The 13,526-nt window shown below is 63.2% G+C and carries 13 protein-coding genes; 5 read left to right on the plus strand and 8 right to left on the minus strand.

Annotated elements, in window-relative coordinates; all coding sequences use genetic code 11:
• Positions 1–73: 73 nt before the first annotated feature.
• From SynRS9902_RS03285 to SynRS9902_RS03300, 4 genes are read right to left on the minus strand one after another with little or no spacing between them, the layout of a single operon-like run.
• Positions 74–1,759, minus strand: coding sequence for an NAD+ synthase (locus SynRS9902_RS03285; RefSeq protein ID WP_186509963.1), 1,686 nt, complete (start codon positions 1,757–1,759; stop codon positions 74–76).
• Entirely contained in the window at positions 1,759–2,340 is a 582-nt protein-coding gene (locus SynRS9902_RS03290; RefSeq protein WP_186509964.1) for a nicotinate-nucleotide adenylyltransferase, read from the minus strand. Before SynRS9902_RS03290 ends, SynRS9902_RS03285 begins: the two co-directional genes overlap by 1 nt.
• A 1-nt stretch (position 2,341) precedes the next feature.
• Positions 2,342–3,637: a GTP-binding protein gene (locus tag SynRS9902_RS03295; protein ID WP_186510498.1), complete on the minus strand. Its 1,296-nt coding sequence runs from the start codon at positions 3,635–3,637 to the stop codon at positions 2,342–2,344.
• A complete protein-coding gene (locus tag SynRS9902_RS03300; protein ID WP_186509965.1) occupies positions 3,634–4,632 on the minus strand; it encodes a CNNM domain-containing protein in 999 nt (332 codons plus the stop codon). Before SynRS9902_RS03300 ends, SynRS9902_RS03295 begins: the two co-directional genes overlap by 4 nt.
• An 87-nt stretch (positions 4,633–4,719) precedes the next feature.
• On the opposite strand from SynRS9902_RS03300, the gene SynRS9902_RS03305 reads away from it, so the two are divergent.
• The gene (locus tag SynRS9902_RS03305) at positions 4,720–6,045 is read left to right on the plus strand and encodes an aminopeptidase P N-terminal domain-containing protein (RefSeq protein WP_186509966.1); all 1,326 of its coding nucleotides are present in this window, start codon (positions 4,720–4,722) and stop codon (positions 6,043–6,045) included.
• A gap of 18 nt (positions 6,046–6,063) precedes the next feature.
• Here SynRS9902_RS03305 and SynRS9902_RS03310 read toward each other — a convergent pair whose 3' ends face one another.
• Positions 6,064–7,227: a calcium:proton antiporter gene (locus SynRS9902_RS03310; RefSeq protein ID WP_186509967.1), complete on the minus strand. Its 1,164-nt coding sequence runs from the start codon at positions 7,225–7,227 to the stop codon at positions 6,064–6,066.
• Complete coding sequence (locus tag SynRS9902_RS03315; protein ID WP_186510499.1) at positions 7,224–7,970, minus strand: TIGR01548 family HAD-type hydrolase; 747 nt, start codon at positions 7,968–7,970, stop codon at positions 7,224–7,226. Before SynRS9902_RS03315 ends, SynRS9902_RS03310 begins: the two co-directional genes overlap by 4 nt.
• A gap of 78 nt (positions 7,971–8,048) precedes the next feature.
• Here SynRS9902_RS03315 and SynRS9902_RS03320 point away from each other — a divergent pair, with 78 nt between their 5' ends.
• A complete protein-coding gene (locus SynRS9902_RS03320) occupies positions 8,049–8,564 on the plus strand; it encodes a 30S ribosomal protein PSRP-3 (protein ID WP_115010092.1) in 516 nt (171 codons plus the stop codon).
• A 169-nt stretch (positions 8,565–8,733) separates the two neighbouring features.
• On the opposite strand, the gene atpC is transcribed toward SynRS9902_RS03320, so the two are convergent.
• Positions 8,734–9,144: an ATP synthase F1 subunit epsilon gene (atpC, locus tag SynRS9902_RS03325; RefSeq protein WP_186509968.1), complete on the minus strand. Its 411-nt coding sequence runs from the start codon at positions 9,142–9,144 to the stop codon at positions 8,734–8,736.
• A gap of 74 nt (positions 9,145–9,218) precedes the next feature.
• On the minus strand, positions 9,219–10,682 hold the full coding sequence (gene atpD, locus SynRS9902_RS03330; protein WP_186509969.1) for a F0F1 ATP synthase subunit beta: 1,464 nt from the start codon (positions 10,680–10,682) through the stop codon (positions 9,219–9,221).
• Between the two features lie 223 nt (positions 10,683–10,905).
• Here atpD and groES point away from each other — a divergent pair, with 223 nt between their 5' ends.
• From groES to SynRS9902_RS03345, 3 genes are all read left to right on the plus strand, one after another.
• Positions 10,906–11,217, plus strand: a complete 312-nt coding sequence (gene groES / locus SynRS9902_RS03335) for a co-chaperone GroES (protein ID WP_006850452.1) — start codon at positions 10,906–10,908, stop codon at positions 11,215–11,217.
• 77 nt (positions 11,218–11,294) lie between these two features.
• Entirely contained in the window at positions 11,295–12,929 is a 1,635-nt protein-coding gene (gene groL / locus SynRS9902_RS03340) for a chaperonin GroEL (protein ID WP_006851861.1), read from the plus strand.
• A gap of 154 nt (positions 12,930–13,083) precedes the next feature.
• Complete coding sequence (locus SynRS9902_RS03345; RefSeq protein ID WP_255446187.1) at positions 13,084–13,506, plus strand: hypothetical protein; 423 nt, start codon at positions 13,084–13,086, stop codon at positions 13,504–13,506.
• The last annotated feature ends 20 nt before the right edge of the window (positions 13,507–13,526 follow it).

A 13,526-nucleotide genomic window follows, 5' to 3' on the forward strand; every position in this document is an offset into this window, starting at 1 on the left:
GGCGGCTTCAAGGGGATCCCTTCAATCTGGCTCCGCTGCGCGCAACCCGCCACTTCTCAAGGCTGGGATGGCTTTAGGCCGCTGCAATGGGCAACCGCCAACCGCTGCCGAAAGCCTGGGGGCTCACCTTGAGCAAGGGTGCCGCTTGGTGTCGCTTGAACTCGGCCCTTTTCAGCAGCCGTTCCACCCGTTCAACAAGGGCGGGATCATGGCCGGCCGCCACCAGGGTTGCTCCAGACTGGCGCTCCTGGATCAGGGCTTTGAGCAGGGCGTCCAGAGCGTCGTAGTCGGGCAGGGAGTCGCTGTCTTTCTGGTTGGGCCTGAGCTCGGCGCTGGGGGGTTTGCGTCGAATCGCCTCCCCCACCAGCTCCCCGTGGGTCGGGAGTCCCAGCGCCTGGCGGCAGCCCCGGGCGGCGTCGCTGTCGAGCCAGTCGCACAGGGCAAACACGCTGGTTTTGTAGAGATCGCCAATCACCGCGAGCCCGCCGTTCATGTCGCCGTAGAGGGTGCAGTACCCCACGGCCAGCTCGGATTTGTTGCCGGTGGTGAGCAGCAGTTGGCCCTGCTGGTTGGCCACGGCCATCAGCAGGGTGCCGCGAATGCGTGATTGCAGATTTTCCGCCGTCACGCCCTGGGGCGTTGCTCCGAGCGGGGCGGTCAGGGCCTGGTCGTAGCTCTCCATCAGGCCGGCGATCGGCACTGTCTTGGTCTGCAGCCCCAACCGTTCGGCCAAGGCCAAGGCGTCTTCGATGGATCCAGCCGAGCTCCAGGGGGAGGGCATCAACAGCGCTGAGACCGCCTCGTTCCCAAGGGCTGCGCTGGCGATCACGGCCACCAGCGCTGAGTCGATGCCGCCGCTCAACCCCAGCAATGCCTTGTTGAACCCGCATTTCCGGGCGTAGTCACGCACCCCAAGCACCAGGGCGCGGAACAGCCGCTCCAGGGGATCCATGGGTTGAATCTGGCCGTGGGACTGCACAGGGGTGGGATGGCCGCTGTCCCAGACCGCCAGGTGCTCTTCACAGACGGGGAGCTCCAGCTGCACGTCGCCATCGGCTCCCACCACAAAACTGGCCCCGTCGAACACCAGCTCGTCGTTGCCCCCCACTTGATTGAGGTAGATCAGTGGGCAATTGAGGCGTTGCGCCGCCGCCGCCGCCAGCTGTTGGCGCAAGGCTGGTTTGGAGGCATCGAAGGGGGAAGCCGCCAGATTGATCACCAGATCCGGCTGTTCGGGGATCAGTTGATCGATGGGATCCGGTCCGTCCAGGCGCTCGCGCTGCAGGCCGTCATCCACCCAGAGGTCTTCGCAGATGGTGAGGCCCAGTCTCTTCCCGTTGGGCAGGCTGAGCAGGCAGGGGCCATCACCGGGGCGGAAGTAGCGCCGCTCATCAAAGACGTCGTAACTGGGCAGCAGTTGTTTCTGGGCAATCGGCCGCCAGCCCAGGCGATTCACCAGCACCACACCGTTGTGCAGCCGTGGACTGCGGGCATCTGATGCGGGCAGCGCAGCTCCCACCAACAGGGTGACGCTGCTGTTCAGTTGGTTCACCAGCCACTGCAGCACCGTGTTCTGTTGCTGGATGCGGCTGGGCTCGAGCAACTGGTCCCGGGGGGGATACCCCCAGAGGGAGAGTTCAGGGGTGAGCACCAGCTCAACAGCCTGCTCTTCTGCCCTGCGCACGGCCTCCAGAATCCGCTTCGCATTGCCCTCGAAGTCGCCGACCACGGGGTTGAGTTGCGCCAGGGCGATGCGCATCAGCAGAGGCTCCCCGAAAGGCCGTAAAGATTGTGCTGGAGCAACAGCGGCCACACCGCTTCAGGGATCTGAGCTTGATTCGGTTGCTGGCGCAGTTGCGAACTGGCGGTGGCGGGAACCTCCAGATCCAGCAGCTCCACCCGTCCGCCCAGATCGCGCAGGGCCTGCAGCGTCGCCTCCTCGAGGGGCCAACCCTTGCGGGGGGCGATGACCAGGCGGCACTGCGGCAGCCAGCAATCGCTCTGTTTCCAGCGGGGAATCTGGCCAGCGAGATCACTGCCCACCACAAACACCAGCTCCCGATCAGGCCAATGCTGGGCGGCCCGTTGCAAGGTGATCATGGTGTAAGGGCTGCTCAGATGCTGGGCCAGCTCGAGACGTTCATCCTGCAGTTGCTGCACCAGCTGGCCGAGCAGCATCGCTCGCAACTCCAGGGGGGCATCGTGCTGTTTCAGGGGATTGTCGCTGGCCCATGTCGCCACCTGGCCGTAGCGGTTCAACAGCCCCTCCAGCAGCACCTGATGGCCGCGGGTGGGTGGATCGGCGCTGGTGCCCAGCAAAGCAATGGCAGCAGCGGTCATCTCAGGGCAGCAGTGGTTGGAGATCCTGTTCCAGGGCATTCGGCCAACGCAGCAGCCAGTGGTGCACCACGGGATCCCGTTCGGCCAGGCGGCGCAACAGCGCACCGGGTTGTCCACCGCGCCGTCGCAGCAACTGCTGGGCCACCAGACGCCCCGTTCGGCGGCTGGCATGCACCGCCAGGGCTGCCTGGGCCAGGGCCACCGGGGCTGCAGGGGCCAAGCTGCCGCCGCCGCTTACCGGCACCAGCAGCAGCAGGGCCTGCTTGAGGGCCGCCAGCCCCAGCTGCACCCCGCCCAACAAGGCGTTGTGGCTGGAGAGTCGGGTGAGAAGCAGCCGTGCCGCCGCTGGCGTCATCGGCAGGTTGTAGAGACGGCTGAGCTGCAGCACAAGGGCGGTGTCGCAGGCCATGCCTCCCGCCATATCCAATGCCATCACTGGGTTGACCGCCACACCGGTGGCCTTGGCGGCCGCATAACGACCGATCAGGCTCTGGGCCGTGCGGCGGTGCTGTTGCAGCCGCAGTTCTTGGCAGGCCCTCTGGAAGCGGTCGGCCTGGCGCAGCGACTGGATCGCCAGCAACAGGGTGCCTTCGTTCTCCAGCTGCCGGCAGAGCTGCTTCTGCAGGTTCTCCACTTGTGGCGTCGTGATCCTGCTGCGCACCCGCCCATCGGTCTGGATCTGGGGGATGCGGGGTGCTGCCGCTGACGCGGTGATCGGCAGATCCATCGGCAGCCGGGCGCGGATGCTGCGCAGCAGTTCGGCACGTTCCTGCTCTGGCCAGCGGTCGCTCCGGTTCAGCACCAGCTGCAGGGGCTTGCCGCTCTCCAGCAGCGTTTGTAAGGCCTCCAGGTCGGCCCGGGTCAGGTCGCTATCCACCACCAGCAGCACCAGATCAGCCCCCATGGCCACGCGGGAGGCCAAGCGAGCCCGCCCGGCGGCATCGATTTCATCAATGCCGGGGGTGTCCACCAGTTCCACCCTGGTCAGCCCGGCAATCTCCACGGGCCAGTCCACCGCCTGCTGATGGCGGGTGCTGCCGTGGGCGACATCCGTTGCCAGCAGGGGCTGATGGATCAAGGCATTGATCAGGCTGGATTTGCCGACCCCCACCCGACCGAATAGCGCAATGCGCAGGCGCCGTTGCTGCAGCCGTTGCAGCTGACGATCCAGTAGCTGCAGTTCACCCCCCAGCAGTCCCTGGTCCCGTGGACTCAGCTGAAGCTGACTGCGCCAGTGCTCCAGCAGCAGCTGGCAGCGCTCAACGGTATGGGGCGGGGTGGGTTGCATCCCGTTCATGCTGCCGGCTTGCGCCACCAGCCAGCCAGCACGGCCAGCACCGATTCGGCACCGATCACGCCGACAAAGCCACCGAATTCATCCACCACCACGCGCACGCCACCGCTGTCGCGCCGGAAGCCCGTCAGCAGCCGATCGGCCCGGATCATCTCGGGCACGTATTCCACCGGTTCGCAAAGGTCAACGGGTGTGAGCAGGCCGCGGTTCTCCAACAGAGCGGTGAGCACCCTCTCGCGGCTGGCCACACCAAGCACCTTGTCCACTTGATCGCCGAGCACCACCCACCAGGGGTCGTTGGTGCTCATCAGCTTGGCCCGTTGGGCTTCGATGCTGAGGCTCCCATCCAGGGTGGGTGCCGCCACCCGCGGCGTCATCAGGTCGCGGGCGGTGAGGTCGTTGAGCTGAAAAACCTTGCCGATCATCGCGGCTTCATCGGCTTCGATCTCCCCCTTCTGAGAGCCCAGGCGGGCCAGCAGACGGATCTCCTCTTCATTGGTGCTGAGTTCCGCTTCGGCGGTGATGGCCGGCAGCATCCGTTCCAGCAGCAGCACCAGCGGCCGCAGCGCCAGGCCGAGCCAATGCAAGAGGGGTGCGCTGGCCAGGGCCACCGGCAGGGCCAGACGGCTTCCGAGGGCTTTGGGCAGGATTTCACCCAGCAGGATCACCAGGACGGTGAGTCCCACCGAGAACACCGGCAGGGCCACACCGCTGATGTTTCGCTGCTCGAACACCCAGGCGGCATAACCGCCCAGCATCAGGCTGCCGAAAATATTGAAGCCGTTGTTGGTGATCACCAGAGCCGACAGGGTTCTGCCAAGTCGCTTGCGTAATTGCGCCAGCCGCCGGGCCCCGGCCACGGGGCGTTCCCGGGCCGCCAGCTCGTGCACCCGGATCGGACTCACGGTCAGCAGGGCAGCTTCCACTCCGGAGCAGAGGGCCGAACCCAGCAGCACCACCAAAACCAGCAGCAACAGCACCAGGAGATCGGAGCTCATTGCTGTCTGAGACTCCCTTCATCGTAGAGGCCCTGGCCAGTTCGGCCTTGCCAACTGCCATCCTGTTCCCCTGAATGCTCTGCTGCTGTGAACGGTTTCGACTCCGGCATCCACGCGCGTCGTCGCACCCTGTTCATGGAGCATCTCGGCGCTGCCGCCGCGGTGATTCCGGCCGCGGCCTTGGCGACCCATCATGCCGACTGCGAATGGCCCTTCCGGCAGGACAGCGATTTCTTTTATCTCACCGGTTTTGATGAACCGGACGCGGTGGCTCTGCTGCTCCCGCATCGACCGGAAGGCGAGCGCTACGTGCTGTTCGTGCAACCCAAGGACCCTGCTGCTGAGGTATGGACCGGCTTCCGCTGGGGCACCGAAGGCGCGGTGGAGCGCTATGGGGCGGACCTGGCTCATCCGCTGGATCAGCTGAGCGAAAAACTGCCCGAGTACCTCGCCGGTGCTGAAGCCATCGCCTTCCGGGTGGGCCGCCATACATCGGTGGAATCGATGGTGCTTTCGGCCTGGGGGCGGCAACTGGATACCTTTGCCCGCACGGGGACGGCGGCCCTGGGCCTGGTGGCACCAACGCCGATCCTGCATCGCCTGCGGCTGCGCAAGGAGCCCCATGAGTTGGAGCGTTTGCGGGAGGCCTGCCGCATCTCCTCAGAAGCCCACGAGCTGGCCCGATTGATCACCCGCCCGGGCATGAACGAAGCCGAGGTGCAGGCGGCAATGGAGGCCCATTTCCGCAGCAACGGGGCCCGCGGTCCTGCCTATGGATCCATCGTCGCTGGCGGTGATAACGCCTGCGTGCTGCACTACACCGCCAACACGGCCCCGCTTCAGGACGGTGACCTGCTGCTGATCGATGCCGGCTGTTCGCTGGAGGATTACTACAACGGCGACATCACCCGTACCTTCCCGGTGAATGGCCGCTTCACGGCGGAACAGAGGGAGCTTTACAGCCTGGTGCTGGAGGCTCAGGAAGCTGCGGTTGCCGTTGTGGCTCCCGGTGGCACGGCGGAGGCGGTACACGACACCGCTCTGCGAATTCTGGTGGAGGGCCTGGTGGACCTGGGCCTGCTGATCGGGGATGTGGACGGCATCATCGAGCGAGGCGACTACCGCCACCTGTACATGCACCGCACCGGCCATTGGCTGGGTCTGGATGTGCATGACGTGGGGGCCTACAGGCTTGGTGAGCAACCTGCGCCACTGGAGCCAGGCATGGTGCTCACCGTTGAGCCCGGTCTTTACGTCAGCGATCGCCTCAGGGTGCCGGAAGGACAGCCAGAGATCGACGATCGCTGGAAAGGCATTGGCATCCGCATTGAAGACGACGTTGCCGTCACCGAGGCCGGCCATGAGGTGCTCACTGCTGGCGCCCTCAAGAGCGTTGCTGCGATGGAGCGCTGATCTGAATCAGCTGGTGGATCAGCTCACCACCTGCAGGGCCACCCAGACCACGCCCACGGTGAGCAGCATCAGCCCATCCATTTCGCTGACGCGGCCGCTGATTGGCCGCACCAGGACGAGGGTCAGCACCAGCAGCACCGATTCGAGCGGATCCAGGCCGAGGATCACATCGGTGCCTGTGAATTCGCCGATCGCCAGCACCGCCGGCACCGTCAGGCAGAGGGTCGACAGGGACGATCCATACAGGGTGTTGAGCGATCGCTGCAGCTCCCCCTTCCCTGCGGCCTGCAGTGCATTGAGGGCTTCCGGTGCCACCACCAGCACACCCACCAGCAGCCCACCGAGGGAGCTGGGCAGGCCAAGGTCGTTGATGCCGGTTTCGATCAGGCTCCCCATCGATTCGGCGATCAGCACCAGCACCAACAGGCCGGCTGCCATCAGCACGCCGCTGTGCAGGATGGAGCCCTGGGGGCCATGTGAGAGCGTGGGGTCCTCCATCGGACCTTCCGCTAACGACAGGGTCCCGGAGGCCTGGGGCTGCGTGGTGTCGATGAACAGGTTGCGGTAGCGGCCCACCTGGCCGCGCAGAAAAATTCCGTAGAGGCTGATCGAAACAAATGTCAGCAGCCAGTTGATCGGAAGGGAGTAGTTGGCTTCGAGGCTGTCCTGGCTGAAGTTGGGCAGCACGAGCGCCAGAACACTGATGGTGGTGATCAGATTGATGTAGGCACTCGAGCCGCTCTGATTCACAGACGCCAGATCTTCCGGCTGCATCGGCTGGGTGCGCCCCTGTCGCTGCACCCTCGCCGCCACGATCAAGGTCATGCCCTTGACCCCCGTCAGGACGATCATTAGCACCGAGAACATTGAGTCGCGGGCCAGGGTCGGGTTGCTTTCACCCGTCAGCATCGTGGAGGCGATCAGGGCCAGTTCAATCACGATCACGGACCCCGTCAGCACCAGGGTTCCAAGAGGCTCCCCGAGCTGCTCCGCCAGTTGATCGGCATGGTGTGCCACCCCCCGTGCCATCAGCAGCACCAGCAGGCTGAGCAGGGCAAGTCCTGTCAGCACGGGCAGGGCGGGCTGCAGCAGCAGCCAGTCGAGCAGGTGGGTGGTTTCCAGGCCGATCAGGGTCAGAAGTCCGATCAGCAGCGGAGTTTCGCGGAGGACAGCTGCCCTCACGCCGTAGTTGGCTCCCAGGACAGCAAGGCTTTGGTGCTGGTCAGCACCTGATCAGCTCCTGCCTCCCTAAGCCGTTGTTCATAGATCCTGCGCGCCGGTGCCTGTTCTGGGGTATGCAGATGAGGCGGCGCCACCGCCAGGCTCACGAACCGTTGTTCCGGCCAGCGTTCCCGGGCCTGGATCACGGTGTGCACATCGGCCACGGTGTCGCCGAGATAGGCCACCTGTGCCTCCTCCGCATTGGCACCAAGGGTCTTGGCCAGGCGGATCAAGCCTGTGGGGTCCGGTTTGTCGGGGGCATCTCCCATCGCGATCAGGGGCGGGTCCTGGAGCCCCAGGCGCTGCTGCAGCACGAAGCGGGCTGAGGGCGGCTCAGCTCCACTCACAAATCCCCAGCGCAGCTTGCGGTTCGACAGCGTGGCGAAAAAGCTGGCGTCCACCAGAAGAGGCTCATCACCGATGAAGCCCGTCCATTGGCTGGGGTCTCCGTCCGGATCTCCGCCGAAGTAGAAGCCGCTGAACACATCAATCAGCGCGGCGCGTTCCGGCAGCTCGGCGCCATGGCGCCGCAGCAGTTCAAGGCTGGCGTCCCAGTCGTTGTTCCAGGCTCCCTCAGCCTTCAACGCATCGATGACATCAGCGCCGGGCTGCCAACCGCAGTAGTGCTGCACAGTGCATTGAAGGGCCCGTCGATAGCTTCCCGCGACATCGCGGATAACACCATCGATGTCGAACAGCAGGATGGTTGGGGATCCCAGAACGTCCTATGGGGAGCGGCTGGTAGGTTAGTTGTTTGTATTTCTGTCTTGAGCGCTGACACCATGACGGTCACCGAAGGCGCTGCCCCTACCGACCAGGAGGTCGCGACTCCGTCCGCCGACGCGGCTGAAGGCGCCACCCAGGCAGCTGAAACCACTGAAAAGCCTGCAGCCAGCGAAGGCGAAGGCCGTCCTGTGCTGAAGGGCGCCGCCGCGGCCCTGGCCACGGCCACCATCGATGCTGATGGTGTTCCTTCTGGTTACACCCCCAAGGCTGATGAGGGCCGCTTCCTGCTGAAGATCCTCTGGCTTCCCGACAACGTGGCCCTTGCGGTTGATCAGATCGTTGGCGGTGGCCCCAGCCCCCTCACCTCCTACTTCTTCTGGCCCCGTGAGGATGCCTGGGAAAGCCTGAAGACCGAGCTGGAAGGCAAGAGCTGGATCACTGACAACGAGCGGGTTGAAGTGCTCAACCAGGCCACTGAAGTGATCAACTACTGGCAGGAAGAGGGAAAAGGCAAGAGCCTCGACGAGGCCAAGGCCAAGTTCCCCGACGTCACCTTCTGCGGTACCGCCTGATTCCGCTTTTCAATTTGATCAAGCAAACCTGCCTTCGGGCAGGTTTTTTTATGCCTTCCCGTGGCTTGGCTGGTGTTGGGATGACGAACGGACAAACCACACCACGCAAAAGGCCAGGGGTTACCGCCCCTGGCCTTTTGCGACGTCATCCTTGAAATAGGGAGATGACTCAGTCGGCGGTTTTGCTGGCCTGAAGGCGAGCGCGGGCTTCATTCAGCTGTTGCTGCGCCTTGAGTTTTTCCGCCGAGGCAGGTTGGCCTTCCATGCCAGCCACCACGGTGGAGGCCTTCTGGAAAGCGGCTTCGGCGGCAGCGGCATCGATGGAGCTGCCAAGTTCGGCCTTGTTCACCAGAACGGTGACTTCATCGGCATCCACTTCGGCGAAACCACCCATCAGAGCGATGGAGTTCCATGCACCGTTGGCACGCACCCGCAGTACACCGATGTCGATGGCGGTGAGCAGGGAGATGTGGCCGGGCAGGATGCCGAGTTGACCGGTGGTACTGGGCAGGATCACCTCGTCGGCGCTGCCATCAAAGACGTTCTGGTCTGTTGCCAGCACGCGGAGGGTGAGGGACATGAACCTTGGTTCGAAAAGAGAATGGACTGTCGAGAAACACGTGATCGGGGGTGTGATTCACACCCCCGCAGGGATCACTTAGTTTCGGCGGCGATCTTCTCGGCCTTGGCTTTCACTTCCTCAATGTTGCCCACCAGGTAGAAGGCGGCTTCGGGGAGGCTGTCCAGCTCACCGGAAAGGATCTGGTTGAAACCAGCGATGGTCTCCTCCAGCTTCACGTACTTGCCGGGCATGCCGGTGAAGATTTCAGCCACGAAGAAAGGCTGGGAGAGGAACTTCTCCACCTTGCGGGCACGGTCCACGGTGCGACGGTCGTCTTCCGACAGTTCGTCGAGACCAAGAATCGCGATGATGTCCTGCAGTTCCTTGTAGCGCTGCAGGGTGGACTGCACGGCGCGGGCGGTGCGGTAGTGCTCGTCACCCACCACAGCTGGCTGGAGCATGGTGCTGGTGGAATCCAGAGGATCCACAGCGGGGTAGATGCCCTTGGAAGCCAGGGCACGGTTCAGCACCGTGGTGGCGTCGAGGTGGGCAAAGGTGGTGGCCGGTGCGGGGTCGGTCAGGTCGTCAGCAGGCACGTAAACGGCCTGGATCGAGGTGATCGAACCTTCAACGGTGGATGCAACACGCTCCTGCAGGGCACCCACGTCGGTGCCCAGGGTGGGCTGGTAGCCCACAGCGGAAGGCATGCGACCCAGCAGTGCGGACACCTCGGAGCCGGCCTGCACGAAGCGGAAGATGTTGTCCACGAACAGCAGGACGTCCTGCTTGTTCACGTCGCGGAAGTGCTCAGCCATGGTCAGAGCGGAGAGGCCCACACGCATCCGGGCGCCGGGGGGCTCGTTCATCTGGCCATAGCAGAGGGCCACCTTCGACTTGGACAGGTCGTCGGCGTTGATCACGCCGGATTCCTTGAATTCCTCGTAGAGGTCGTTGCCCTCACGGGTGCGCTCACCCACACCACCGAACACAGACACACCGCCGTGCTCCTTGGCGATGTTGTTGATCAGCTCCTGAATCAGCACGGTCTTGCCCACGCCTGCGCCGCCGACCAGGCCGACCTTGCCGCCCTGGCGATAGGGAGCCAGGAGATCGATCACCTTGATGCCGGTCTCGAACACCTTGGGCTTGGTCTCAAGCTCAGTGATGTTGGGGGCATCCCGGTGGATGGGAGCGGTGGCCGTGGTGTTGACGGGGCCCTGCTCGTCGACGGGCTCGCCCAGCACGTTGAAGATGCGGCCGAGGGTGCCTTCACCAACGGGCACGGAGATCGGTGCACCGGTGTCAACGGCTTCCATGCCGCGCACCAGACCGTCGGTGCCACTCATGGCAACGGCACGAACCCGGTGATCACCCAGAAGCTGTTGAACCTCAGCGGTCAGGGCGACGTCGTCACCTGCGGGGTTTTTCCCCTCGATGCGCAGGGCGTTGTAGATCTTGGGCAGTTTCCCGGCGGGAAATTCCACGTCCAGAACCGGGCCGATCACCTGACGGATCACACCCTTGGTGCCAGCAGATGCAGGAGCAGAAGCGACCATAGGAAGGAGAGTTGCGGGAACAGGCGCTGCGCGCTCGGACCCATTCAGAGCGGCGCAACCATACCACCGCTGTGGTTGCACCCCCTCCGGTTCGGTCACCCGCACAGCTTGGGGTATGGCCCGAGGGGTGGTCGCTTGCATACGTTGGCACTCATCGGCATCGAGTGCCAACTCGCGTCGATGCGTGGCGCATTGCGCCCTGTCCCTGCTCCTGCAAGTACCCATGGCTGCTGTTTCTCTCAGCGTCTCGACCGTTAAACCCCTCGGCGACCGCGTGTTCGTCAAGGTCTCTGAATCCGAAGAGAAGACTGCCGGCGGCATCCTTCTGCCTGACACTGCCAAAGAAAAGCCCCAGGTGGGTGAAGTGGTTCAGGTGGGCCCCGGCAAGCGCAACGACGACGGCAGCCGTCAGGCTCCCGAAGTTGGTGTGGGCGACAAGGTCCTCTACAGCAAGTACGCCGGCACCGACATCAAGCTCGGCAGCGATGAATACGTGCTGCTGTCCGAGAAGGACATCCTGGCTGTCGTCAACTGAGATCAATCCCGCTGCATTGCGGCTTGAGTCTCAGCTCAGCCTCCCTTAACCATCCTCTTCATTAGGAACCGCCTTCCATGGCAAAGCGCATCATCTACAACGAGAACGCCCGTCGCGCTCTCGAAAAAGGCATCGACATCCTCTGCGAAGCCGTTGCCGTGACCCTGGGTCCTAAGGGCCGCAACGTGGTGCTCGAGAAGAAGTTCGGTGCACCCCAGATCATCAATGACGGCGTCACCATCGCCAAGGAGATCGAGCTCGAAGACCACATCGAGAACACCGGTGTTGCTCTGATCCGTCAGGCCGCCTCCAAAACCAACGACGCAGCCGGTGACGGCACCACCACCGCCACCGTTCTGGCCCACGCCATGGTCAAGGCGGGTCTGCGCAACGTGGCTGCCGGTGCCAACGCCATCACCCTGAAGAAGGGCATCGACAAGGCTTCCGATTTCCTGGTCAGCAAGATCAAGGAAATGGCCAAGCCCATCGCTGATAGCAATGCCATCGCTCAGGTCGGCACCATCTCCGCTGGTAACGATGAAGAAGTCGGCAAGATGATTGCCGATGCCATGGACAAGGTTGGCAAGGAAGGTGTGATTTCCCTCGAAGAGGGCAAGTCCATGGAGACCGAACTCGAGGTCACCGAAGGCATGCGCTTCGATAAGGGCTACATCTCCCCTTATTTCGCCACCGACACCGAGCGGATGGAAGCCGTCCTCGATGAGCCTTACATCCTTCTCACCGACAAGAAGATCGGTCTGGTGCAGGATCTGGTGCCCGTGCTGGAGCAAATCGCCCGCACCGGCAAGCCTCTGCTGATCATTGCTGAGGACATCGAGAAGGAAGCCCTCGCCACTCTGGTGGTGAACCGTCTGCGCGGTGTGCTGAACGTGGCCGCTGTGAAGGCTCCTGGTTTCGGCGATCGCCGCAAGGCCATGTTGGAAGACATGGCTGTGCTGACCAACGGTCAGCTGATCACCGAAGATGCCGGTCTCAAGCTGGAGAACGCCAAGCTCGAGATGCTGGGCACCGCCCGTCGCATCACCATCAACAAGGACACCACCACCATCGTTGCCGAGGGCAACGAGGCGGCTGTCGGCGCCCGCTGCGAACAGATCAAGAAGCAGATGGACGAGACCGACTCCACCTACGACAAGGAGAAACTGCAGGAGCGCCTGGCCAAGCTGGCCGGTGGCGTGGCTGTGGTGAAGGTGGGTGCAGCCACCGAAACCGAGATGAAGGACAAGAAACTCCGTCTCGAGGACGCCATCAACGCCACCAAGGCGGCTGTTGAGGAAGGCATCGTTCCTGGCGGCGGCACCACCCTGGCTCACCTGGCTCCGGCCCTGGAGCAGTGGGCAGCCTCCAGCCTGTCCGGCGAGGAACTGATCGGCGCCAACATCGTGGCTGCTGCTCTTACCGCTCCGCTGATGCGCATTGCTGAAAACGCAGGTGCCAACGGCGCTGTTGTGGCTGAGAACGTCAAGGCTCGCGCTGGTGCCGAAGGTTTCAACGCTGCCTCCGGTGAGTACGTCGACATGCTGGCTGCCGGCATCGTCGATCCCGCCAAGGTGACCCGCTCCGGTCTGCAAAATGCCGCATCCATCGCTGGCATGGTGCTCACCACCGAGTGCATCGTGGCTGATCTGCCTGAGAAGAAGGAAGCAGCTCCTGCCGGCGGCGGCATGGGCGGCGGCGACTTCGACTACTGATCGACGTTCGGGTGGTCGGGAGACTACCCGATCACCCCAACTCAAGTTATGCCAAGAGGTCCTGCGGGGCCTCTTTTTTATGTTCTGATGCTGTCTTGCAAGAACTAGTTTTTACAAGACATCTGGTGTCTGGGGGCGGCATTGGTTGCCGGCCATGAAGGATGAGGGGTGCGGAAAGGTGCCGGCTAACGTCTTGCTGTGTATCGATGTGTCGGGACAAATGCCTCAGCGCCCCGGAGCTTTTGCCGCCCAGTTCGCTCCAGAGACGCTGCAGCGTTTCAAGGCCCTTTGTCGACAGCAAGACAAGGCCTACTCCAAGGTGTTGGAGCGTCTTGCTTTGTTGTACGTCGAAACGGATGGAGGCATTCTTTCCCCGGCCAGCACGGCTTCTGCTCCCTCAAAAGGCGTGCAAAAAAGGCAAGTTCAGGTTGAATCTTTGCAAAACAAGTTGCTGGAGGATCTGTTGAAGCGGGTTGAAATCCTTGAAAAGAAGGAAACAAAAGCGTTGTACGAGCTTGATAGGGTCTACAAGGAAATTGCTTTTCTGAAATCAGGTCTGAAAGTTCCAGATATCTAATTTCTTGCTATGAAAGTTTT

The organism is Synechococcus sp. RS9902 (assembly GCF_014279635.1).
Classification (GTDB): Bacteria; Cyanobacteriota; Cyanobacteriia; order PCC-6307; family Cyanobiaceae; genus Parasynechococcus.

What these genes read in the sequence shown, in the direction of transcription:
- groES (WP_006850452.1), top strand. Translation starts at nt 10,906, where the DNA reads ATGGCTGCTGTTTCTCTCAGCGTCTCGACCGTTAAACCCCTCGGCGAC.
- SynRS9902_RS03345 (WP_255446187.1), top strand. Translation starts at nt 13,084, where the DNA reads ATGAAGGATGAGGGGTGCGGAAAGGTGCCGGCTAACGTCTTGCTGTGT.
- SynRS9902_RS03300 (WP_186509965.1), bottom strand. Translation starts at nt 4,632, where the DNA reads ATGAGCTCCGATCTCCTGGTGCTGTTGCTGCTGGTTTTGGTGGTGCTG.
- SynRS9902_RS03320 (WP_115010092.1), top strand. Translation starts at nt 8,049, where the DNA reads ATGACGGTCACCGAAGGCGCTGCCCCTACCGACCAGGAGGTCGCGACT.
- SynRS9902_RS03290 (WP_186509964.1), bottom strand. Translation starts at nt 2,340, where the DNA reads ATGACCGCTGCTGCCATTGCTTTGCTGGGCACCAGCGCCGATCCACCC.
- atpD (WP_186509969.1), bottom strand. Translation starts at nt 10,682, where the DNA reads ATGGTCGCTTCTGCTCCTGCATCTGCTGGCACCAAGGGTGTGATCCGT.
- atpC (WP_186509968.1), bottom strand. Translation starts at nt 9,144, where the DNA reads ATGTCCCTCACCCTCCGCGTGCTGGCAACAGACCAGAACGTCTTTGAT.
- SynRS9902_RS03295 (WP_186510498.1), bottom strand. Translation starts at nt 3,637, where the DNA reads ATGAACGGGATGCAACCCACCCCGCCCCATACCGTTGAGCGCTGCCAG.
- SynRS9902_RS03285 (WP_186509963.1), bottom strand. Translation starts at nt 1,759, where the DNA reads ATGCGCATCGCCCTGGCGCAACTCAACCCCGTGGTCGGCGACTTCGAG.
- groL (WP_006851861.1), top strand. Translation starts at nt 11,295, where the DNA reads ATGGCAAAGCGCATCATCTACAACGAGAACGCCCGTCGCGCTCTCGAA.